This is a genomic window from Brevibacillus sp. FSL K6-6036, assembly GCF_037964015.1.
GTDB lineage: Bacteria > Bacillota > Bacilli > Brevibacillales > Brevibacillaceae > Brevibacillus > Brevibacillus borstelensis.
This window is the reverse complement of the sequence record NZ_CP150173.1, coordinates 817,936-840,825: the sequence shown is the minus strand read 5'-3', so window position 1 is coordinate 840,825 and position 22,890 is coordinate 817,936. Positions and strand designations below refer to the sequence as shown.

The window sequence follows — 22,890 nt, the reverse complement described above, 5'->3', positions numbered from 1 at the left end:
AAACCTCCTAACGGAAACGCAACAACATATATTGAAGGGAAGCGAGAGAAGAACGGCAGTCAAACAGTCAAAAGTCGACTACTAGCGGATCGAACCACCGCCCTGGCCCCTCAATCCGTTCACTCCACTTTCTTTACAACCTGCGTAAAGAAGCGCTCCACATAGCTTGCATCTGCCAAAGGATCTCGTACGATTTGGTTCCACTTTTCCTTCTCCTGCAGATCGGCAAAGGAAACTCCGTACCATTTTTCAACGGCCGCTCGGGAAAGGGCATAGGCCTCAGGAAAAAGCTGAAAGGTCTTGGGAATGTCGGAAAGCGGAAGATGGTAGTTCAAGTTGCCCAGATTGCCCGCGTCCCCCATATATTTATGTTTATAGGGCAGGACATTTTCAAAATCATGGGTCAGGGGGTTCCGCTGCTCCATTCTGTACTGCTCTTCCTTTGCTTCTGCTTCAGGCTTCAGGTAGCCTTCCACCATTGTCAGCGAAATGGCCCCTACGAGGAAAAGCATCACAATCCATATGTTTTTGCTTTTCATTTCACTCTTTCACCTCGCATTTCTCCGCCAGATTGGCTGCCTTCCAAAACATCAGAGGCACGATCATCAGGAGGATGGGAGGCGCGTAATCCGCGACGAGAAGCCCAAACTGATACGGCCCGTCGATACTGATCGGGCGGCCAAACCAGAGGTGGCTGCCAAATTTGATCGCCGTCGTATACAGGATCATGATTGCTGCATACAGCCCCCATACAATCCATGCCGCTTTCTTCGTTTTTTCCAATCTGGCAACGTTCATGACAGCGACATTTGATGCGAAATCAGGGGTGCAATATCGATTCCCTCTTGTTGATGGAGAACAAACTCCTTGTCGCCAACGATCATCGTTGCTGTGCCTGACAGGACAAAGAAAAATTGGCGGGACTTTTCATGATAATGCTTCACTTCGGAAGTATTTGCCGGCATCCGTTCGTGGATAACGCTTAGATCCTGGCCTTTCACCAAATGCCAGCCATCGCAATTGTCGCCCCAAATATAGTGTTCGGCACTGTGTTTGCTTATTTTCATTTAAGCAGCTCCCCCTCATCCGCTTTTCTTGTTAACGTGATTTAACAACGTACCCTTTCTTATATAGAAAAATGCTTCTTGGCGCAGCGGTACGATTCGCTGTTTGCGGCCAAGAAGCATTTATTCTGCATTTTTCCGTATGACCGGCCTGGATTACGGCATCCTAGCCCGAATGGTTATTGATTCTCTGCCGAATAGTATTGCTTCAGGCTGGAGCGGATTCCGACGGTATCCTTCATCAGCGTTTTTGCACTGAAGAAAATGCTGCCCTGCACTTGCGGGAAGGCTTTGTTGAACTGGAGCTGCTGGATGATGGCGTTGCTCGACGCCCAATCTGTCGTGTTGGTGCCGACCTTGTACGCGCCTTGTCCGATGTAGAGCTTGACCGGCGTACCGTTCGTCTCCATAGACCACCATTGAACCAGCTTGTCATAGGCTGCCGGCTTGTAGCCGATGCTCCAATAGAGCTGCGGAGCCACGTAATCAAGCCAGCCGCTGCGAATCCATGTACGGACGTCGGCATACAGGTTGTCGTAGGAGCTTTGACCGTTTGTATCCGAGCCGGTTGGATCATCTTTTGCATTGCGCCAAATACCAAACGGACTGATTCCGAACTCCACCTGCGGCTTCACGCTTTTGATCGACGCATACAGGTCTCTGACAAAAGCGTTGACGTTATCGCGGCGCCAATCTCCTTTGGTGGCAAAGCGCCCCTGGTTGTAGGCGGCAAAGGTGGCGGCGTCCTTGAAATCTTCTTTTCCGTACGGATAGAAATAATCGTCCAGATGCACGCCGTCAATATTATAGTTGTTTACGACCTCCATAATGGTGTCGATGATATGCTGCCGAACCTCCGGCATGCCCGGGTTGTAAATCAGCAAGTTGTTGTGAGCGACGACCCAGTTCGGATGGAGCCTGGCTGGATGCTGCGGCGCAAGGGTTTCCTTTGCTACCGTAGTGCTGGCCCGAAACGGGTTGAACCAGGCGTGGAACTTCATGCCGCGCTTGTGCGTTTCTTCGATCATGAACGCGAGCGGATCGTAGCCGGGGTCTTTCCCCTGTGTGCCAGTCAGCCACTTGGACCATGGAACGAGCTTGGACGGGTAGATCGCGTCTGACTCCGGTCTTACCTGGACGATAATGGCGTTCATACCGGTCGCCTTCAGCTCGTCCAGCATGCGGATGTACTCCGCTTTTTGCTGCTCTACAGGGAGGCCGGCTTTTGACGGCCAATCGATGTTGAACACCGTGCTTACCCATGCTGCACGCATTTCTTGCTGCTGACCTACTGCGTTGATTGGTGCGGTGTTTGTTCCGTTCGCCGAAGCGCCAGAACCAGCATTGATCGCAGGAGCCGGAGCTACTACAGAACCATTGCTCACGATGTCAGGCGGTGCTGCAGACAGACCCAGCTGTACATTGCCCGCTGCAGACGCGGCGATGGAAGCGCCTGCCGCCGTTTGCGGCTGAGCTGCTGCAACGACTGGCGTAAGCCCTAACAGCAGTACGAACAAACCCATGAGAAAGCCTTGTTTCTTCAATTTCTAATCCTCCTAACAGCCAAAAAAATTCCCCGATATGTACTATACGAGCTTGTCTGTTTTATCTATCAATCTAGTAGACGCACCAAGGAAGATTTTGTTGCTTGAAATGGCTGAAAAAAATGGATAGAAAACGCGAAGGGTGTCAACATGGAACCAAACATGCTACTTATTTCCCAATTTTCATCAGATTCAGGAAAAAATTGATGATTTTCGCTGGAAGAAACCCGTATACTTCATGGTAATGCGGGCTGCAGGCTCCTATCATGAACTTCCGATTTTTTTTCGCAAGTCGTCACAAAGAGGTGATTTCCTTGATCGAAATGCAGCGAAAAACAAACCGCCTGTTTACCAATGAACTTCCGAAATGGGCCCTCATCGTACATAAGGTGATGATTTCCCTTCTCTTTCTTATTGCCGTCCCCCTCTGCGTACTCAGCCTGATCGCCTTGTTTACCGAGGACGACCTGTCTATTTTTCTGTTCTTGGGCATTATCGGCGGGGGGGTTTTCTGGTTCGGGCGTTTTTGCTACAAAAATTTGCTTCAATATACGCAGCAGCGGTTGATCGTGGAGCTGCGGGAGGACGGGTACTTTACGTCTTTTTCCAACCAAAAAACGAACGAGAAGCAGACCATCTTTCTCCCGTTTGCCGGAATGGAGTACGTTTTGCTGGGGATGGATTATCAGTATGCGGTAAAGGCAACCCCCCGCTCTACTGGCCCCGGCGGCAAAGTTGTTTTTTACCGGGTCGTCAAACTCATGATAAGCGGCATCAGTTCAGATAGGAAGCATGAAGTGGTCAGCTTTCCCATCGGTGATCAGCCTACGCTTGACGAATGGGTGAACGTGTTTCAAGCCAATCAAGTCCCGGTCCTTGTTACAGATAAAGCATTGAGCGCTGTTCCTTATACAAAAGAAGGGATCGATGCGGTACCGAAAGCTCCATACCAGGGTACCCTCCCGTTTCGGATCGGCTCGGAAGCAAAAGAGCTCGACAACGTGTTCCTGACAGAAGAGCAGCAGAAACAGCAGGCGGAGAAAAAGAAAAAAAACCGGAAGAGAATGCGCGGCTTTCTCATCGGCTTGGGGATTTTGCAAATGTTGATGGTCCGTTATTGGTTTATCGATTGGCGCGTTGTAGACGAATCTGTCTTTAGCGATAAAGCGGATGATACCCTGGTCTTGTTTCTCACTTTGATCGGATTGCTTGTGATCAGGTTCTTCACGCAGTCGAGCCGGTGGTTCGACCCGTTAGTTGACATGCTGGTGCTCTTTGGCGGTTTGACTGTCGGCCTTCTCTGGACTCTCGTCAGTGTGTCAGTGCCGGATGGTTTTTCGTTCGCTGTCTACTCGCATTGGCTTTTGAACTGCTTTCTCTACTCGCCGTTTGCCATTTTCATGATCGTTCGGCAGCTCTTGCGCGATCGAAAAGAAAAAAAGCAGCAGCGCGAGCAAGCTGTGTAATGCACAAAGGAAAAAAAGGCCTGTTTGACGTGATCATGCAAGGTATGCCTGCACAAGCAAAGAAAGCTTGCAGAATCACAAAATGCCTTCGGAATTACAGAATAATGCCTGCAGAATCACAGAATACTCGCCTCTTTTATGGGCAGCCGGTAGCTTTTTACCAAGGTCGGACCGCTTTGAATATCCTTTTCGGGAGCGCGCTCAAAACCGAGGCGTTCATACAGGCTGATGGCAGATGCCATGATGTCTGTCGTGTGCAGATGCAGAGCGGATGCACCCAGCTTGCGCGAACGCCTGACGCTCTCCTTGATCAATTCAGTGGCTACCCCTTTTCCTCTCGCTTTTGGCAGAACCGATAAATAGCGAATAATCGGGGTGTCGATCTGCAGCTCCGGCAAGCCATATGCCTCTTTGGCTGACATGTACAACTGCACGGCGCCAACGATCTCTCCATCGTATTCGGCTACGATGCGCGCGAGCGGACGGTCATCTGCCGCCGACTCGCGCAGCTCTTCCCGATACTCCTCCCATCTTCCTTCCGGCAACAGGTGCTCATACTCTTCATACGCTTCCACCAAGAGCTTCTGAATTGCTTCCCGGTCCCCGGGAGCGGCGACGCGAACACGAATTTGACTTGAACCGCCCATCTGTCACACCCACCCTTCCTCTTTTCGTCCATGCTTTGCCTGAGACCCGCGAAAAAGGAGTCTTCCCTTGGAAGCTGTCGCAATTATAACCATAAATTCGTATAGGTTATACAGGAATTATGATTGTAACTATACATGCGCCATTTTTCGGCGTCAATGCGCATTCTAATAAAGTTTTTCCATCATAAAATAGAAAGAATTTATAACGAGGCTGACTCAAGCAAATACTTGGGGGAGAGAGTCTCACACTATTTTTCCTGCCAGGAGGTTTACGTAATGGGGGGCCTGCACGTTTATTTGCGCGATCGTGCCGAGCGAACGCCTGATGCGGAGGCAGTCGTTTCCGGCGACAAACGTTTTACTTATCAAGCTTTTTTTGAGCGTGTAAACCAGCTTTCGATGTATTTGCAATCGATTGGAGTGCAAAAAGGAGACCGTGTCGGAATCCTGTGCAAAAACAATCACCCCTTCCCGACGATTCTGTTCGCCGTCTTGCAGGCAGGAGCGGTGGCGATGCCGATCAACTGGCGACTTACCGCCTACGAAATGGAAGGAATCATTCAGACAGGAGCTCCCAAGGTTTTATTTTACGACGAGGAATTTGCCCATTCTCTGTCTCATGTCAAAGGAATGATCGAGTTTGCGATCGCTGTCGAGGCAGGCGGCGAGCTGACCGATGCTTTCGCTTCTATTTTTGAAAATTCTCCTCCTCCCGAGCCCCCTGCCGTTCCCGTTTCGGATGAAGATCTCGCTTTGATTCTGTTCACCTCGGGAACGACCGGGATTTCCAAGGGCTGCATGATTTCCCACGGATGCTACGACGCTTATTTGCGGTGCATTGATCCCGATCTGCGTTCCGGCTTCCGCTTTCTGGCCGTTCATCCGCTCTTTCACATGAGCAGTACGTCCATGATCCTGTTCAACGTCTACCTGGGAAATACGATGGTGTTTCTCGACGACGACGCTCCGGTTTCGATCCTGAAGACAATCGAAAAGGAAAAGATCAATGCGATGTTTGCCTTTCCTTCCGTATACACCTATCTGCTGGAGGAGATCAGGCAAAATACGTGGGACCTCTCCTCTCTTGTCCACGTGGCATCGGGAGGCACGCGTGTTCCTGCCTCCCTCATCCGGAGCTATGCCGAACTGGGGATCCCGATGGGGCAAGGATACGGAAGCACGGAGGCATCCTTCGTCAGTCACTGGAATTTGCAAATGGGGCTGGATACGGCAGAATCCGTGGGCAAGCTCTTTCCCGGCGTCCAGCTGAAGATCGTCCATCCCGACACAGGCGAAGAGCTGCCGCCGGGACAAACAGGAGAACTGATGGTGAAAAGCCCCTATATTTTCAAGGGCTATCTCAACAATCCGGAAGCTACACAAAAGGTTTTAATCGACGGCTGGGTACGTATGGGCGATGCCGGCAGACTCGACGAAAACGGGTTTTTGTACATCTCCGGACGGTACAAGGAGATGATTCTCTACGGGGGAGACAATGTATACCCGGCTGAAATCGAAGAAGTGATTCACCAGATCGAGGGCGTGATGGAAGTGGCCGTCATCGGAGTCCCGCATGAGACGATGGGCGAGGCGCCCCGGGCGTACGTAATCAAAAGCGGAAACAGTCCGCTGACGGAGTCGGACATCGTTCGCGCTTGCAAGGAAAAGCTGGCGGAATACAAAATCCCCGAGGTGGTGTTTGTCGCTGACCTCCCTAAAAACGGATTGGGAAAAGTCATGAAGCATGTGTTGCGGGAGCAAGCCCTGTCCGAAATGCCAGTACGTTCCACCTGACGAAAAAACCGTCCCAGACTTTAGAGTGGGACGGTTTTTCACTATGGCAAGCAAACCATATTGGACGTGTGCCTCTCCCGGCCCGCATTGCAGCGCTCCATGGCGGCAGTCGGGCCAAATGGAGCGGTCTCTTCCGGCCTTGCCTGTATATTAATCAGGTATCGGAAAATGGACATAAAACGTACTGCCTTCTTTGCTTGTCTCCACATCAATTCGCGCCTGATGCCGGTTTGCGATGCTGTAGCAAACAGCCAGCCCCAAGCCGGTGCCTTCCGCCTTTGTCGTAAAGAACGGAGTCCAGATTTTGTCCAAAAGGTCTTTCGTGATTCCAGGTCCTTGATCCGCGACTTCCAAAACAGCTTCTCTGCCCTGCACATATGTCTTGATGGTCAAGGTGCCGCCACGCTCCATCGCTTCGAGCCCGTTCAATGCCAGATTGAGGAAAAGCTGGCGAATTTCTTTGCCATCCAAATAAAGCTCGGGACAATCCTCCAGCATCGTCTGCATGTTTTTTCCGCTCAGAGCCGCTTCCGCCTGAACGAGCGGCAGCAGCGGTTCAATCGTATGGAACAAATGCTGCTTTTTCAGATCGCTTGTCTTGTTTTTGGCGAGAGTAAGAAATTCGGTAATGATCGTATTGGCACGATCCAGCTCGGTAATCATAATATCGACGTATTGGAGCGACCCTTTCTCCTGATTTCCTTTTTCCAACTGCAAAAATCCCCGGACAGTCGTCATCGGATTGCGGATCTCGTGGGCAATCCCGGCTGCCATCTCGCCGATCAGATGCAAGCGATCCAGGCGAGCGATCTCTTTTTCCAAATAGACTCTCTCGGTAATATCGGTGACCACGCTAAGGATGCACCGTTCACCCTGAATTTTGATCGTCTCGGTAGACAACAATCCTTCCCGGATGTCACCCGTTCTTGTCATGTACGTAATTTTTTCGTTTCGGATCGCGTCCTCCAGATCGATGGCCCGCTCCCGTTTGCGCAAGTCCCCCGCCAAAACGAGCCGGTCTTCAGAGACATTCTTTACTTCCTGATAATCATAGCCGGTGTAAGCCAGCCAGCTCTTGTTGACATCGATATATCTGCGGTCCTCGCATGACCGGATCGCGATCAGACAGGGGCTCGACTGGAAAATCTTCTGAAACAGCTCCTGCGAGAGCACCAGTTCCTGTGTCCGTTCGCTCACCAGTGCCTCCAGGTGCTGGTAATGCTGTTTCCGCTCAATCTCCAGCTGCTTTCTCTCCGTAATATCCCGAATCGAACAAACGTAGACGTGCTTCTGCTGAATCGTCGCCTTCCTGATCTGCACATCAACCGGAAAGACACTTTTATCCTTCCTGCCGGCAACAGTTTCCACGATATTGTCTACCGGAATCTCATCGGCCCCTCCGAGAGCGGATAGCAAAAGGCCGATCGGCTTTCCGACAACCTCCTCCACCCGATAGCCAAACATGCTCTCGATGATCGGGTTTGCAGATAAAACAATCCTCTCCTGATCAAAGGTAAGAATGGTGTCGGCAGACGTTTCGACGATCGTCCGGGAAAGCGCTTCGCTTTTTTGCAGCTCCAGCATGGTGTGCTGGTGGCTCTTGTTCGCTTCCTGCAGCTCCAGCGTGCGAATGCGGAGCATTTCCCGCTGGTACTCGATCTGCTTCTGCTTCCGGTACAATTGGATAAATCCTTCTACCTTCATGCGCAAAGTGTCCGGGTGAAACGGCTTGAAAATGTAGTCAATCGCTCCTGCTTCGTATCCTTGGACGACGTGCTCGGTCGCCTTGCTGATCGCCGTGATGAACAAGATGGGAATATGCCTCGACAGCTCCCGCTGCTTGATCAGCTTCGCTGTCTCAAAGCCGTTTATCCCCGGCATCTGCACATCGAGAAGGATGCAGGCAAAGTCCTCCTTCAGTACCCAGCGAAGCGCCTCTTCTCCGGACTGGACAGAGATGAGATGATACCTGGGAGAATCAAGCACGGCCTCCAGCGACAGCAAGTTCTCTCTCCGATCATCCACGAGCAGGATATTCACCTTGTCTTCCGGCTCCCCCGCTCCCTCACTTTGCTTGACAAGCATGCTTGCAAAAGGGTCATGGCAATTTGCGATAAAGCTTTTCCGTTCCGAAAACTTCCTCGTAGCAGTTCGCATGGGTTGTAAATACAACTCCTTCCTTATCCCCAAGACCGAGAAAACCATTGGCGCAAAGGCTTTCATAAAATAACTTGTGAACGTGGTTCTGAAGAGTCTCATTGAAATAGATCATGACATTGCGGCAAATAATGACGTGGAACTCATTGAAGGAACGGTCCGTAACCAAATTGTGCTGGGCAAATACCATGTTATCCATCAAAAAGGGCTTAAACTGGACGGAACCATTGATCACGTTGTAGTATTCGGAAAAAGCCCGCTTCCCCCCGGCACGCATATAGTTTTTTGTGTACTGCTGCATTTTTTGTATCGGAAAGATGCCTTTTTTCGCTTTTTGCAGCACCTTTTCATTGATGTCGGTTCCATACAGCCTCGTTTTCGGCAACAGTCCTTCTTCATGCAGCAGAATGGCCATCGAAAAAACCTCTTGTCCGGTAGAGCAGCCAGCATGCCATATTCGAATAAACGGAAGTCTCCGCAGCTCAGGCACAATTTTTTGCCGAAATGCGAGAAAAAAGAGCGGATCGCGAAACATCTCCGTGACGTTAATCGAAAAGTCCGATAACAGCTTATCCATCATCTTCGGGTCATGCAGCACCTTTTCTTGCAGGGCTGAGATCGTGGGGACTTGTTCGATCCGTATCCGGTGCCAAATCCGGCGCCGGATCGATGAGTAGTTGTAATTTCGGAAATCGTATCCATACTGACGGTATATTCCCTCCAGCAGCAGGTTGATCTCGATCTTCTCCAATTCTTCAAATTCGTCTGGTTTCAGATCCGGATGACTTTCGCCAAGAATGGATACTCACTCCTTTCCTTCCATTGGACTGTACAGCCATACTCGCATAAGCGAGATCAGCTGTTCCATTTCAACTGGCTTGCTGATGTAGTCGGAAGCCCCTGCTTCGATGCATCTTTCCCTGTCGTGCTTCATCGCCTTGGCTGTCAGGGCGATGATCGGGAGCTTCTCCATCGAAGGCATTCTGCGGATCGCTTCGATAGCTTCATACCCGTCCATTTCCGGCATCATGATATCCATCAGCACGATGTCGACGTCGGGATTGTCCTCCAGAGCCTGGATGCCTTCCCTTCCATTTTCCGCATAGATGACCGTCATTTTGCGCTCTTCCAAAGCGGCGGTCAACGCAAATATATTTCGCATGTCATCGTCGACCACCAGTGCCTTTTTCCCGATCAGCCCTTCGCCATCAACACTGACAGGCGGCTGATCCTCCGCCGCGGTCATCCCCGCCGCGACTGGCGGCAGGGAATAGGGGTCGGAGCCGGTACTGATTTGCTCCTCAATCGGCAGATACAGGGTAAACGTGCTTCCCATCCCTTCGACGCTCTCCACCTGGATGAAGCCGCCCAACAGCTTGGCCATCTCCCGGCTGATCGAAAGTCCCAACCCCGTCCCTCCATACTTGCGGCTGGTGGTACCGTCAGCTTGTTGAAACGCTTCAAAAATAATTTCCTGTTTTTCCGCAGGTATGCCGATTCCCGTGTCTTGTACCGCGATGGAGACGTACGCAATGTCGTCGATTTCCTCCCGCGATAGCTTGAGGCGAATCTCGCCTTGAGACGTAAATTTAAACGCATTGGACAGCAGGTTGGTGATGATTTGCTGCAGGCGCTGCTCATCGGCCCATAGTTTGTCTGGCACATCGTCAGCAATCTCTACGGAAAACCCGAGTCCTTTTTGAATGGCGAGCGGCCGAAAACCGCGTTCGGCATAAATGGCAATCGACTTGATCGACACCTCGCCTCTGTTGATCTCCATTTTTCCCGATTCGACCTTGGTCAGGTCCAGAATTTCGTTGATCAAGGTAAGCAGGTTTTTCCCTGAGGTAAAAATGGTGGTGGCATATTCCACCTGCTTGTCTGTCAAGTTTTTCTCCTTGTTCTCGGACAGGATTTGCGACAGGATCAGCAGGCTGTTTAAAGGCGTTCGCAGCTCATGGGACATGTTGGCGAGGAATTCGGACTTGTACCGTGATGCCTTTTGTACCTGCTCGGCCTGCTTCTCCAGCTCTTCCTTCACCTTCTCCAGCTCTCTGGCTTTCAACTCGGAATTTTTGTACTGTTCCTCCAGCTTTTCGTTGATGCTGCGCAGCTCTTCCTGCTGCAGCTGCAGCTCCTCGGACTGGCTTTGCAACTCTTCTGTCAACGTCTGTGACTCCTTCAGCAGCTTGCGGACCTGCATGTGAACAAAAATACTGTTGATGGCGGTTCCCATCGTACCGGCGACTTCCTCCAGCAGATTTCTTTGCAGCTCCGTAAACGGGAGAAACGAAGCGAGCTCGAGAACAGCCAGCACTTGTCCTTCGTGTGAGACCGGCACCAGGATGAGCGAACTGGGGGCCGAGCTGCCCAGTCCGGATGAAATCTTCACGTAATGCTCCGGCAGCTTGGAGATCTGGATGACCTTATTCTCCACTGCGCACTGCCCTACCAGCCCTTCGCCTTCCTCAAAAGCAAGGCTCCCGATTTCTTGTGAATCCCTCGCGAAAGTGCCCGCCTTTACAAAACGCCAATGATCGGACTGTCCTTCCCTGATGTAAAATACGCCGTAACTCGCTCCGACCAAGGGGGTAAGCTTCCGAATCAACAGCTCCGCCAGCTTATTGATGTCGTGCACGCCTTGATAGGTGGCTGTGATATCGGCGAGCTGTGTCTTCAGCCAGCTGTGCTCCTGCATGGCCAACGTGAATTCTTTTTCCTGCTCGGCATGCTCTTCCAGCGTCTGGGCCATTTCATTAAAAGCTCTGGCTATGTCTCCGATCTCATCCCGACTCGTGACGGGAATGCGCGGGAACTTGTCCGTTGACCTGTACCCGACTGACGAAATAATGGAAGTGATTCCCGTCAGATTTTTGCTGATCCCTCGTATGACCCAGGCCGTTACAGCGCTCCCCGACAGCAGTCCGAAGATCATCAGGTAAAAGGATAGCTTTTTGATAAACTCGTACTGTTCCATGGAGCGGTCGTAAGCGTCGTCCAGGAGCGATTCCTGCAGGGCCTTTACGTTGTCGATCATATGGAATAGCTCGTCCTTCTGACCTTTCATATCAGCGTTGATCAGGGCGATCGCCTCTGTTTTCTGTCCGGCTTCTGCCAGTTCGCTGATCCTTCTGGACAATTGCGTATAGATTTGATATTCGGATGCAATTTGGCTCAGCAATACCTTTGTACGGTCATGTTCCGTTTTTTGCGTGAGGACATCGAATGCGGCGGACGCTTTGCTAATCGATTCTTCCAAAGCCCGCTTGTCTTTATTAATGCTCTGCGGCGTTTCATCGATGACGATCCCGGCTACCAGTCTGCTCATGTTGTTGACATGATTTTGCATATTATTGGCCGCTTTCAGCTTCATGTACCTGTCATCGACTATCTCATTGATGTTTTGAGTCAGGTGTGTCAGCGCATTGGAAATGGTGCCCAAAAGCACCAGCATGAGCACTAGCAAGAAGCCAAAGCCAATCAGCAGCTTCGTTTTATATTTCATGGAAGGTTCCTCTCTTCCTCGAAATGTGTAAAGGTTTTGACAATTTTCTATTCTTCTCTATCACATTAGTGAATCCTTCCAGTCCTTTCAATTCTTCTCGTTTTTTTGTTTCGCAATCCGAAATTGTGCATAAAAAAAGCCAGTTGGTTTCCCAACTGACCTTGTCAAACTTTATTTTGTTCCTTATACGCCCATTTTTCTGCGCTGATTGCTGATTTTCTTTGTTTGCTGGCTCTTCATCATTTGATTGCCCGCCGCTTGATGCTTCTGTTGGCCTTTCGCACCTTGCTGCGCTTGCTTCTTCTGCTCCAGCATGCGCTTTGCGGCTTCGGCCAGACTTACCTTTTTCACTTCTTCTCCTGCTCCGGCAACGCTCGATTTGTCGTTTTGCTCCATCTACTTTTCACCTCAAGGTTCTTGTGCCATATGTCTGAAATTTTACCATCTCCGGGGTAAAAGTTCCAGCCATGTTGCCCTGAGATTGAGCGGATTTTACAATAGCCGCTACTTTAATGACCGGTGCAGGAACGATTTTGTCCGCTCGTGTTTGGCATTGTGGAACAGCTCGTCCGGCGAGCCCGATTCGACGATCTCGCCGTTGTCCATGAAGACGATTTTGTCCGCCACCTCTTTGGCAAAGCCCATTTCGTGCGTGACCACGACCATCGTCATATGTTCCTCGGCCAACTGCTTGATCACCTGCAGCACCTCGCCTGTCAGCTCGGGATCGAGGGCGGAAGTCGGCTCATCAAACAACATGATGGCCGGATTCATCATCAGCGCCCGGGCGATCGCCACCCGCTGCTTTTGGCCGCCTGACAGCTTGGCCGGATACGCCTCTTTCTTGTCGGTCAGGCCTACCTTCCGCAGGAGCTCATCCCTTTTGCGGCGACTCTCTTCTGCCGGCTCTCCCCTCACAAGCCGGGGAGCCAGCTCAAGATTCTCCTGTACCGTCAGATGGGGAAAGAGGTGAAAGTGCTGAAATACCATCCCCATTTTCGATGTGATGCGCTTGATCCCCTGAGGATTTGCATAAACGCCGTCCTTTACGAGGTACTCGCCTTCCACAGCGATGCTCCCGCCGTTCACCTGCTCCAGGTTCACAAGGCTTCTGAGCATGGTGCTCTTGCCCGAGCCGGACGGACCGATCACAGCGACGACCTCGCCTTTGCCGACCTCAAAGGTAACATCCTTCAGCACATCCAGCGTACCGAATGATTTTTTCAAATTGGTTACTTCGATGATCCCCATTCGTCTCCAGTCCCTTACTCAAATTTGAACCGTCGCTCCAGCGATTTGAAAAACAGTGTCAATACGAAAGCCATGAGCAAATAGATAATGCCGGCTATGAAAAAGGGAGCGATGGTAAAGTCGCGGTTGACGGCGGTCTGCGCGAAATAGAGCAGCTCGGGCACAGCCACGGCATACAAAAGCGCCGTATCCTTGACCAGCGTAATCGACTCGTTGGCGATCGCCGGCAGTGCGACGCGAACCATCTGCGGAACAATAATCTTGGTAGTGGTTTGCCATCTGTTCAAGCCGAGCACCTGGGCAGCCTCATACTGCCCCTTGTCAATCGCCAGCAGCCCGCCTCTGAAAATCTCGGCAAAATAGGCCGCGTAGTTCAGGATGAAGCCGAGACAAGCGGCGACGAAGCGATCCATGACGAGGTAGTCGCCGATGACGGGAATGATCGGCAGCCCGAAGCAGATGAACAGCAGTTGCAACAGCAGCGGCGTTCCTCTGACCACGTATATATACGTGTGGGCAAACCAGGCAAGCGGCTTGCTCTTGCTGTTTGCCATGAGCGTCAGTACAAAGCCGAGCGGCAAAGACGCGATGATCGCGATGAAGAACAGCAAAACCGTCATCTGTGCCCCTTCCAGCATCGGCACCGTAATATTGATTAGATAATCGATGTTCATCTTTGATTGGCTCCTTGCGATACGCAGCCCGCCTTCTTTTTCCCTTCAAGAAACATGACTGCGCGAAATCTTCCGTTCGTACAAATGGCAAAACCGGATTTGAAAAACAATCCGGTTTCCCTATTATTTTAAAACCTTGTCCTCGCCAAACCACTTCTCGGAAATCTTTGCCGCCGTACCGTCCTGGTTCATGGCATCGAGCGCTTTTTGAAGCTGCTCCAGCAGCTGTTCGTTTCCTTTTTTCACGCCGACTCCGTACTCTTCAGGCGCCAGGCTTTCATCCAGCAGTTTGAAGGTGTCTTTTTCCTTGGCCATGTAATAGCGCGCCACCACTTCGTCGATGACGACCGCATCGACGCGGCCGATCTTCAAATCGCTCAGCGCCAGTACATTGTCTTTGAATTCCGTGACGCTGTTCAGCTTGTCCTTAATCGCGCTTGCATTCAGCGCATCGGCGGCAGAAGACTGGGCCTGCAGGCCGACCTTTTTCCCTGTCAGGTCGTCCAGCTTGCTGATATCGGATTTCGCCAGAACCGCTACCACCTGCGCATTTTTCAGATAAGGCTTGGTGAACAGCACCTTTTGTTTTCGCTCGTCCGTAATTGTATATCCATTCCAGATCAGATCAATGCGTCCGCTGTTCAACTCTGATTCCTTCGCATTCCAATCAATCGGCTGGAAGGTCGCCTTGTAGCCCATCTTTTCTGCTGCCGCCCGCGCGTAATCAATATCAAAGCCGACAATCTCGTTTTTCTCATCGCGGAAACCCATCGGCGCAAACTTGTCGTCAATCCCGATCACCAACGTCTTGTCGTCCCCATTGGCGGAATTGGCGCCGGAACATCCGGTGATCAGCGAGAGGATGATCCCGCATGCCAGCCACAGTGCTCCTATTTTCTTCATCTTGTATACCCCCTGAATAATGGACCGTGTTTAGTAGTTATAAACATTTTTAAGTGCTTCACGTTTAAGAGTGTATACTTTATTACGGTAAATTGCTAATTCGATAATATACTAAAATATCTTCTTTTTGCTGTTTTAGTTCTATCATTCTCGTGATTTCTTCCGTTTTCTTTTGTTTTCACCTTTATTGAACTCCTTAAAGGAAAAACTCCCCCATTGATTTACAAGGGAGGAGATGCATTTGCTATTTGTGATTGTGGTTCGACTATCGCCATGCAGCACCGGCCGACAGCTTCTTGCCGGAAAAAAGCAAACAGGCCCGTTACCCGGAAACCTCCTTGGCAAAAGCCAAAGCGCTGCTTGAGGAAGCGGAGCGAGCACGGATCATCGACCGAATCGAGCAGCTGATCCGGGATGAAAACTGGCTCCTGTACGGCTTTCACAAGCAGAAAGAAGCACGCTATCACCCTGCACTGAAAGGATTGTCCATTGAGTCGTTCAGCTGGGTAGACTTTTCGAAATTGTGGATCAAGCGTTGAGGGAGTTGTGGCTTTGCATAGGATAAAAGAACTTTATAAAATTTTACAAATTATGAGAAATGTGCTATTTTCATAAATGGGAAAAATCAGGAAATCAAAAGGTATAATCGGAAGGTGAAAGTATCATGGGGGACAGTGTAGGCGTACTTCACTATACGACCATCGGTGATATGATAAAGAGATACCGTGAACGGGAACAACTGACTATCACACAACTTGCCAATCTATCCGGAGTTCACAAAGGTGTAATTTCAAAAATAGAATTGGGCGACACGAAACGCCCTGAACTCAGAACGATCAAACCCATTGCAAATGTTCTGGGAATCCCCTTTCCGGAAATAGTCGAGCAATACATCGAAGTAGAGCGGCGGGTCGATGTGCTACGTGAGCTTTTATTGGAGGTCATTCGTTTTTCGAACCAGACATTGATTTCAAAGGTGGCTCTGAAACTCCTCGAATCGCCTCTAGAAGATACTAATACTGCAATTGAGCAACTGTACGATCTAGCTGATACCCTTACCGATACTGACTCGAAATTAGCGCTGTTTAAATTGATTGTGAGATACTCTCGCGAACGAGGAATCCCTCTATTTATTGCAAAGGGATTGCTGCAAACCTATATGATCGAGCGCCTTGATCTGAAGCGCATGGACGAATCCTATAAAGATGGAGAAGAGATATTACATTATATTGAGTTTCTTTCCAAAGAACAAAAAATTAATTATTACTTCAGAATGGCGCTCCAAGCCTTTGCAATCAAAAAATACAAGCAATGTATCAAATTATGCGAATCGGGTCTTGCACTGGAAACGAATGATACTGAGCTCAAAGCTAGAGCTTATCTGGCTATGATCAACTCCTACTACTTCCTGGATCAATTTGATGCCGTAGAAAAACATCTGGATGTATTTGAAAAATTTGAGTACGACTTTGTTAGCGACTCGACCAAGATCAATCGTGCCGCTACCAAGGTAAGAAAGAAAGAGTATGACGAAGCGATCCCAATGTTGAAAACGTACTTGTGGGAGCTGGCACAAGAAAACAGAATCCATATGGCGAACGAGTTGCTTGATATTTATTTAGAGACCGGAAACTTGGATAAAATCACCGAGTTAATAAAAAAAGAGAAGGACCTACTGCCAAGAAAAGTAGAGACACCCTACAAGCATTTGTCACTAGGGATATATTACCAGAGAAAAGGCTCCTACCAGGTACAAACCGGATTGATTCCCGAAGGAATGGAAAGCTTCATCAAAAGCCTACGAGCATACGGAGAGATTCATGCGCTTGAGGAGATCATGAAATGCATAAATGACATCTTCTCCTTTTTCTCGAAAAATTCCATATCTATTGACATTCAATATGTCACGGAACTAAGCAATGTGTATAATAGTATTACAGGTAAAATTAGGAAGTAGGGAGGAAAGTGAAATGAAAAAAGCACTGATGACTATGTTCTTATCTCTAGCCCTGATGGTAACGGTAGGCTCGTTCACCGCGGGGAAAATTGTCGTTTCCCCTCCTGCCAATTCTGCACCGATTGTTAAAAATGTAGCAGACCCAGGTTATTAATGCGAAACAGTTTTTAGACGAAACGATTGTCGAATGTTCCGTAGAATGTAGGTAAAACTCCCTCGGTGTACCAATAACTGAGGGAGTTTTACTTTATTTTTATATATAGGGTAGAAACCGGGAAAGTAGACGAGAATTGTTGTCCCTCTTCCTGCTAATGTAGTACCGATTGTTGGGCGGCACCTAGGTTATTCATTCAACTATCTTTTTACGGAACGCTTGTCAATGCGTTCCTTTTTGATTTACTCCCTTGTAGATTCTCGTCGAATATTGTAAACAATCACCCATCTCCAATTTTTGTAAATAAATGTGCGACGGCTTGTATACTGGCAAAGAAGATGCATTTATTTCTGTAAAGGGGATGATCCTATGACCGCTCGATGTATCAATGAAAAAATGAAAGAGACATTCCTCATTTCGCCACGCAGAAAAGAAACGTCTCATTTTGTTGCAAGTTTAACCAAATTAGCGAGATGAAAACAGGCAAAACCTCCAAATCTAAAACTGTAAAGAGTGACGATATGGATACAACAGATGAAGTAAAGATTAGTAAAATCATTGAGGACTTAAAAAAACAACTGCTTCATTTGGTCAAAAACAAGGGACTTCAGGATGAAGCCGTCATTGAACTGAGTCAGAAGTTGGACAAATACATCGTGCTGGCTCAACGCAACATGAAAAAGTACAGCCGTCGCTGAAAACTCCCAACCTGCTCCATCACCGGATTGAAAACAGACTGGGAGTTTTTCATCCATTCTTCTGATTAACTTATGAGTTTATATTCCATTGGCCGGGATGTTTTTTCCGTAAAAAATCTCATCCATCTCGATTGTCAAACGATTGGTTATTTCCTCCTGTTGCCGCTCGCTCAACTGCTCCTTTGTCCGTCCGAACAGGTAGTTGTTCAGGTCAAAATTTTTCAGCTTGCATTTTGTATGAAAAATATTCTCCTGGTACACGTTGACGTCGATCATGTGGTACAAGCTTTTTACTTCATCCGGTATGTAATTTTGGATCGAGCTGATGTCGTGATCAATAAACAGCTTGTGGCCGCAAATATCTCTCGTAAAGCCTCTTACGCGGTAATCAATCGTCATGATGTCCGTATCAAACGAGTGGATCAGATAGTTGAGCGCCTTCAACGGCGAGATTTCCCCACAGGTAGATACGTCAATATCGGCGCGAAATGTGCTGATCCCCTCATCCGGGTGGTACTCCGGGTACGTATGAACGGTAATATGGCTCTTGTCCAGCGACATGACGACAGATTCAGGGAGGGGGCCCGGCGATTCCTCGAATGACTCCTCAGGGACTTCTACGACAGGGCCTTCCGATACAAGAAAAGTCACACTCGCTCCCTGGGGAACATAATCCTGTTTTGCGATATTCAAAACGTGGGCCCCGATAATCTCTGCTACGTTGTTCAAAATCGTCGTTAGCCGGTCGGCATTGTACTGCTCATCGATATACGCCAGATAGGCTTCGCGCTCTTCTTTCGTTTCTGTATAGCAAATATCGTACATGTTGAAGCTCAACGACTTGGTGAGATTGTTGAAGCCATGCAAAGTAACGCGCTGCTCAGGTGTCAGATTCATGTTTTTGCTCCTTTGACTGATCTGATGGCTGCGGTTGATATTCCGTCCAGATTGTGGCCATTGCTGTCTGCCGAAAAAACACATTATTTGGTAGGATACCCCGCCTTACCATGAAAATACCACGATCAGCATGTATGGAGAAAAACCGTACCGGTCTGGTGTCTTTAATGCCTGCTTTATCGGAATCTCCTGCGCCTGACAAGAAACGCCGTAAATGTCATCAGGGAAGGGACAGCCAAAGCAAAGCACAGTGTCGCCAGAACGAGAAACACATTTGACAACAGTGTAATCCCCTGCGCTTCGACAATCTGACGGTAGATCAGGTGGAAAACGATACTGAAAATGACGAAAACCGCAGCGAGCATCCTCCAGACACCGATTACCCGATTGTACTTTTCATACATCGTGTTTTTATCCGAGTAAATCGGCACTGTTCCGGGAGGCGCTGAAAAGATATGAAGTTTCCCTTGCGTGCAAACGTGGGACCAGCCGCCCGCTTCGAACAGCTCAAAGTACTCGTTCTGTTCTGACGGCTTGAGTTCATGGACGTCCAGGCTGTATTGCAGTTTTTGCGCTTCACCCTTCCGGAGCCTGTACCCCAAGAAGGCAAATGATTCAAGCAGCCACCCCTGCTCAGCCATTTCGCCAAGCTTTTTCATTTCCTTTTCCTCGGCAAATGCGAGGCCCATCGAACTCATGTAGCGCGTTTTGCCTGTCCTATTCATGATTGATCCCCTCCGTCGCTGATTTCCATGCTGCTTTCCCGTGATCCACCATCCTGGAACGCCGGTTGATCTCGCCTTCGATGATGGTCCTTCCCTTTTCTGTGGCAGTGTAGGTTTTTCGCCGTTCGTCCTCGCCTTCGCCGAGAACGATGTAGCCTGCTTCCTGCATTTTTTTTATCAGCGTATACAGGGTCGCCGGTCCGATCGTAACCTCTCCCTCTGTCAGCTCCTCCACGTATTTCATAATGCCGTAACCATGCCTGGGAGTGAGCAGGGACAACAGGATATAGTAAGCAGAGTCGGTAAGCTGCTCTGTGGCAAACGTATTATTCCGGGACAAGAAAGCACCTCCTATCGTATATCCATTTTCAATGCATCCATTCAGGATATATCCATTAACGATATAGTAAACCACCGTTTTTTCTTTGTCAATGGACGCCTTGCCAAAAAAAGAAGACACCGGCTCCCGCTCCGGTGTCTGGTCCATACCGTATTCATGAAATATCCGCTTTGGCCGGTTATTTAAACCAGCCCTTCTCCTTGAAATGCATAATCGCTTCGATCCGGTTGCTGACCCCCAGCTTATCCAGGATGACGGAGATGTAATTGCGGACCGTCCCTGTTGTCAGGTACAACTGGCTCGCGATTTGCTTCGTATTTTTGCCGTCGGCGATCAGCAGCAGGACTTCCTTTTCACGCTCGGTCAACGGATTTTCCTGACCGTACGCCTCATCCATCAGCTCCGGCGCGTAGATGCGTCTGCCCGCCATGATGCTGCGGATCGAGCTGGCCAGCTCCTCGCTGGGACTGTCTTTCAGCAGATAGCCGTCCGCTCCCGCTTTTAATGCACGCTCAAAATATCCGGCTCTGGCAAACGTGGTGAGGATCATGACCTTGCAGCCGGATGTCTTCAGCTCCTCCGCCGCATCCAGCCCGCTCTTCACCGGCATCTCAATATCCATGATGCAAATATCCGGCTGATGCTGATGGACGAGCTTCACAGCGTCCTCGCCATTGCTGGCTCTGCCAACGACCTTCATATCCTCTTCCAAATCGAGCAGGGACGCAAGAGCACCCAACAGCATCCGCTGGTCCTCGGCAATGACGATCCGAATCATATCCCCGCCTCCTTTTCCGGTTGTTTGAAGACGTTTGGCACACGCAGGACGATCGTCGTCCCGCCGTCTGAAACAATTTCCATGCTCCCGTTTACGAATTCGAGCCGCTCCCGCATGCCCCGCAGACCGTTTCCGCGGTAGCAAGCCGACTCGTCGGCGATGCCGATCCCGTCGTCCTTCACTTTGACCACAAGATCGGTCCGCGATGGCTCGATTACGACCGAACAGGCTGACGCACTGCTGTGCTTTACCACATTCGTCGCTGCCTCCTTTATGCACATCGAGAGCACCGTCTCGGTCATCAGGGAGGTTTTCGTCAAGTTGGGGTCGCCCTCTAGCTGAAAATCAATTTGGGCCGCTTCGAGAATCTGCTTGATGCGAAACATCTCTTCCTCAAGCCGCGTACCGCGCATCTGGGTTACCATTTCCCTGACTTCCTTCAATGCGATCCGCGCCGTCTGGCGAACTTCATTGATTTCAACTTTCGCCCGGTCCGGGTCCTTGCTGATCAGCTTGCCCGCCAGATCGCATTTCAACCCGATCAAAGAGAGCTTCTGTCCAAGCGTATCGTGCAGATCGCGTGCGATCCTCTGGCGTTCCTCCAGCTTGACCAGCTCCGATATCCGCTTATTGGCGTCCTCCAGCTGTCCCTCCAGCTTTTCCCGCTTGTTCCGGTTGTAGGTGGTGACGGGAAGGAGGATCACGGCGATCATGCTGACAAGCACAAACGGCAACTGGTTGATCATCTGCGCGTTTTTCATGATAAACCCGAGATTGATCGTGACCACGGTACTGACGAGATGAATCGAGTACAGCGTATAAAAACCGACCTTGTTCTGAATATTCCCGATAAAAAACGCCAGGAACAGCGAGAAATATACATAGCCAAACAGCAGCGTCATCGTGATGGAAATGATGATTTGCACACTCGTCCAGAAGTAGATCAGCCATCCCTTGGAGAGAAACGAAAACACGTAGCAGACAAAGAACACGAGAATCATCACAATTCCGCTCACAACCTCAAGTGTAGAGGAGGAGCGGAAGATGAAATAGAACGGAAGGATATAAAAGACGACCCACACATAAGGGCTAAGACCGGTGTTTTTGTGAAGAATTTGATACCACTTCTGCATGATCGCCCACCTTTTCCACTACACTGTCTACATTAAGTGTATATGAAGAGAAAGGTTTTCGCAGGTTTATTTTCCTTCCAGACTGGGACTTCTTCTTGGCAACGGCTCTGGAGCAGATCCTGTTTTATCCAGCAAGTCCTTGATCTCCTTAAAGCTGACAAACGCCTTGTTGCGCTCATCCCACAGCCGGAACTGAAGCGATTTCAAGCTGGTGGCAAGTGTAATCGTTGTGGCCTTTTGCAGCGGAGGCGTGGCATTATGCGCCTTCTCCAGATTGTAGTTCGGAACTTTCGGACTTAAATGATGGACGTGGTGAAACCCGATGTTTCCCGTGATCCATTGCAATGGCTTGGGCAGCTTGTAATAGGAGCTCCCCTCCACGGCCGCTTTCACGTAGCTCCACTCTTCCTCGTTTTCAAAGTAGGAATCCTCGAATTGATGCTGCACGTAAAACAGCCAGATGCCGAGCAGGCCGGAGATGAAGAAGATCGGGCCTTGGATGAGCAGAAACGCTTGCCAGCCCACCGCCCAAATCATCAGTGCATACAGCGCGATGATGGCAACATTGGTCAAATACGTGTTCATCCGTTCCTTGGCTCTCGCTCCTTTGCGGTTAAAACGGTACTGGAGCACGAAGACGTAGATCGGACCGAGCCCAAACATGACAAACGGATTGCGGTAGATCCGATAAGCGATCCGGAGCCACAGCGGGGACGATAGGTATTCTTCGACGGTGAGAATCCAGATGTCGCCGACACCCCGTTTGTCGAGGTTGCTGCTCGTCGCATGGTGGATCGAATGACTATGCTTCCACTGCTCATACGGACAGAGCGTGATCACACCTGTAATGGTGCCAAGTATATCGTTCGCCAGGCGATTCTTGAAGAACGACTGGTGACAACAGTCATGAAAGATAATGAACGTCCGAATTACAAATCCGGCAGCGATAATCAAAAGAGGAAGCGTCAGCCAATACGAAACGGCCAGGCTTTGATACGCTGCGAACCATAACAACAAAAAAGGAACCAGGGTGTTGAAAAGCTGTCTGATACTCGACTTCGTATCGTTCTTCTCATAGGGGGCGACATTCTTTTTCAGAGTAGCTATGTTGGATTCGTGCATTGCGTATTGCCTCCTCGATTTGACGCTTAGAAAACGTTCAGGAACGTAGGGCGCAAATTTTTCTTACTTTCATTATAGAAA

The 22,890-nt window shown here is 49.7% G+C and carries 23 protein-coding genes and 1 pseudogene; 6 read left to right on the top strand and 18 right to left on the bottom strand.

Features of this window, described 5'->3' with window-relative positions; all coding sequences use genetic code 11:
• Positions 1–119: 119 nt before the first annotated feature.
• The 4 genes and pseudogenes from NST37_RS04340 to NST37_RS04325 all read right to left on the bottom strand — a co-directional run bounded on the left by NST37_RS04340 (position 120) and on the right by NST37_RS04325 (position 2,608).
• Positions 120–539, bottom strand: coding sequence for a hypothetical protein (locus tag NST37_RS04340; protein WP_051925399.1), 420 nt, complete (start codon positions 537–539; stop codon positions 120–122).
• Position 540: 1 nt separating this feature from the next.
• Positions 541–798: a hypothetical protein gene (locus NST37_RS04335; protein ID WP_051925397.1), complete on the bottom strand. Its 258-nt coding sequence runs from the start codon at positions 796–798 to the stop codon at positions 541–543.
• A gap of 8 nt (positions 799–806) precedes the next feature.
• A pseudogene (locus NST37_RS04330) lies at positions 807–1,067 on the bottom strand (cupin domain-containing protein); the annotation flags it as partial.
• Positions 1,068–1,243: 176 nt separating this feature from the next.
• On the bottom strand, positions 1,244–2,608 hold the full coding sequence (locus NST37_RS04325; RefSeq protein ID WP_339186340.1) for a family 10 glycosylhydrolase: 1,365 nt from the start codon (positions 2,606–2,608) through the stop codon (positions 1,244–1,246).
• Between the two features lie 266 nt (positions 2,609–2,874).
• Here NST37_RS04325 and NST37_RS04320 point away from each other — a divergent pair, with 266 nt between their 5' ends.
• Positions 2,875–4,074 carry a hypothetical protein gene (locus NST37_RS04320; RefSeq protein ID WP_339186339.1) on the top strand — a complete coding sequence of 400 codons (1,200 nt, stop codon included), beginning with the start codon at positions 2,875–2,877 and terminating at the stop codon, positions 4,072–4,074.
• Positions 4,075–4,190: 116 nt separating this feature from the next.
• Here NST37_RS04320 and NST37_RS04315 read toward each other — a convergent pair whose 3' ends face one another.
• Positions 4,191–4,721: a GNAT family N-acetyltransferase gene (locus NST37_RS04315; protein ID WP_003389292.1), complete on the bottom strand. Its 531-nt coding sequence runs from the start codon at positions 4,719–4,721 to the stop codon at positions 4,191–4,193.
• 276 nt (positions 4,722–4,997) lie between these two features.
• Here NST37_RS04315 and NST37_RS04310 point away from each other — a divergent pair, with 276 nt between their 5' ends.
• On the top strand, positions 4,998–6,515 hold the full coding sequence (locus NST37_RS04310; RefSeq protein WP_024984262.1) for a class I adenylate-forming enzyme family protein: 1,518 nt from the start codon (positions 4,998–5,000) through the stop codon (positions 6,513–6,515).
• A gap of 150 nt (positions 6,516–6,665) precedes the next feature.
• On the opposite strand, the gene NST37_RS04305 is transcribed toward NST37_RS04310, so the two are convergent.
• The 7 genes from NST37_RS04305 to NST37_RS04275 form a co-directional block, all read right to left on the bottom strand.
• Positions 6,666–8,672 (bottom strand): PAS domain S-box protein, encoded by a 2,007-nt coding sequence (locus NST37_RS04305; protein ID WP_339186337.1) that lies wholly within the window; start codon positions 8,670–8,672, stop codon positions 6,666–6,668.
• A complete protein-coding gene (locus NST37_RS04300) occupies positions 8,614–9,471 on the bottom strand; it encodes a protein-glutamate O-methyltransferase CheR (protein WP_051567392.1) in 858 nt (285 codons plus the stop codon). The genes NST37_RS04305 and NST37_RS04300 overlap by 59 nt, the downstream gene beginning before the upstream one ends.
• A 6-nt stretch (positions 9,472–9,477) precedes the next feature.
• Positions 9,478–12,177, bottom strand: coding sequence for an ATP-binding protein (locus tag NST37_RS04295; protein WP_003389296.1), 2,700 nt, complete (start codon positions 12,175–12,177; stop codon positions 9,478–9,480).
• A 183-nt stretch (positions 12,178–12,360) separates the two neighbouring features.
• The gene (locus NST37_RS04290) at positions 12,361–12,573 is read right to left on the bottom strand and encodes a hypothetical protein (protein WP_003389297.1); all 213 of its coding nucleotides are present in this window, start codon (positions 12,571–12,573) and stop codon (positions 12,361–12,363) included.
• A gap of 108 nt (positions 12,574–12,681) precedes the next feature.
• Positions 12,682–13,428: an amino acid ABC transporter ATP-binding protein gene (locus NST37_RS04285; protein ID WP_003389298.1), complete on the bottom strand. Its 747-nt coding sequence runs from the start codon at positions 13,426–13,428 to the stop codon at positions 12,682–12,684.
• Between the two features lie 14 nt (positions 13,429–13,442).
• Positions 13,443–14,102, bottom strand: a complete 660-nt coding sequence (locus tag NST37_RS04280) for an amino acid ABC transporter permease (RefSeq protein ID WP_003389300.1) — start codon at positions 14,100–14,102, stop codon at positions 13,443–13,445.
• 123 nt (positions 14,103–14,225) lie between these two features.
• A complete protein-coding gene (locus NST37_RS04275) occupies positions 14,226–15,005 on the bottom strand; it encodes an amino acid ABC transporter substrate-binding protein (RefSeq protein WP_339186335.1) in 780 nt (259 codons plus the stop codon).
• Between the two features lie 338 nt (positions 15,006–15,343).
• On the opposite strand from NST37_RS04275, the gene NST37_RS04270 reads away from it, so the two are divergent.
• The 4 genes from NST37_RS04270 to NST37_RS04255 all read left to right on the top strand — a co-directional run bounded on the left by NST37_RS04270 (position 15,344) and on the right by NST37_RS04255 (position 17,814).
• On the top strand, positions 15,344–15,544 hold the full coding sequence (locus NST37_RS04270) for a hypothetical protein (protein WP_141334151.1): 201 nt from the start codon (positions 15,344–15,346) through the stop codon (positions 15,542–15,544).
• Between the two features lie 125 nt (positions 15,545–15,669).
• Positions 15,670–16,962, top strand: coding sequence for a helix-turn-helix transcriptional regulator (locus NST37_RS04265; protein WP_024984258.1), 1,293 nt, complete (start codon positions 15,670–15,672; stop codon positions 16,960–16,962).
• 13 nt (positions 16,963–16,975) lie between these two features.
• Positions 16,976–17,116, top strand: coding sequence for a hypothetical protein (locus NST37_RS04260; protein ID WP_155807985.1), 141 nt, complete (start codon positions 16,976–16,978; stop codon positions 17,114–17,116).
• Positions 17,117–17,637: 521 nt separating this feature from the next.
• Positions 17,638–17,814, top strand: coding sequence for an aspartyl-phosphate phosphatase Spo0E family protein (locus NST37_RS04255; RefSeq protein WP_122957607.1), 177 nt, complete (start codon positions 17,638–17,640; stop codon positions 17,812–17,814).
• Positions 17,815–17,892: 78 nt separating this feature from the next.
• Here NST37_RS04255 and speD read toward each other — a convergent pair whose 3' ends face one another.
• The 6 genes from speD to NST37_RS04225 all read right to left on the bottom strand — a co-directional run bounded on the left by speD (position 17,893) and on the right by NST37_RS04225 (position 22,809).
• Positions 17,893–18,711: an adenosylmethionine decarboxylase gene (speD, locus tag NST37_RS04250; RefSeq protein WP_024984257.1), complete on the bottom strand. Its 819-nt coding sequence runs from the start codon at positions 18,709–18,711 to the stop codon at positions 17,893–17,895.
• A gap of 176 nt (positions 18,712–18,887) precedes the next feature.
• Complete coding sequence (locus NST37_RS04245) at positions 18,888–19,436, bottom strand: DUF2812 domain-containing protein (protein WP_122957606.1); 549 nt, start codon at positions 19,434–19,436, stop codon at positions 18,888–18,890.
• Positions 19,429–19,776 (bottom strand): PadR family transcriptional regulator, encoded by a 348-nt coding sequence (locus NST37_RS04240; protein WP_024984255.1) that lies wholly within the window; start codon positions 19,774–19,776, stop codon positions 19,429–19,431. The genes NST37_RS04245 and NST37_RS04240 overlap by 8 nt, the downstream gene beginning before the upstream one ends.
• 178 nt (positions 19,777–19,954) lie before the next feature.
• Positions 19,955–20,554: a response regulator transcription factor gene (locus tag NST37_RS04235; RefSeq protein ID WP_003389308.1), complete on the bottom strand. Its 600-nt coding sequence runs from the start codon at positions 20,552–20,554 to the stop codon at positions 19,955–19,957.
• Complete coding sequence (locus NST37_RS04230; protein WP_024984254.1) at positions 20,551–21,687, bottom strand: sensor histidine kinase; 1,137 nt, start codon at positions 21,685–21,687, stop codon at positions 20,551–20,553. Before NST37_RS04230 ends, NST37_RS04235 begins: the two co-directional genes overlap by 4 nt.
• A gap of 66 nt (positions 21,688–21,753) precedes the next feature.
• Positions 21,754–22,809, bottom strand: coding sequence for a fatty acid desaturase (locus NST37_RS04225; RefSeq protein WP_003389310.1), 1,056 nt, complete (start codon positions 22,807–22,809; stop codon positions 21,754–21,756).
• Positions 22,810–22,890: the final 81 nt, after the last annotated feature.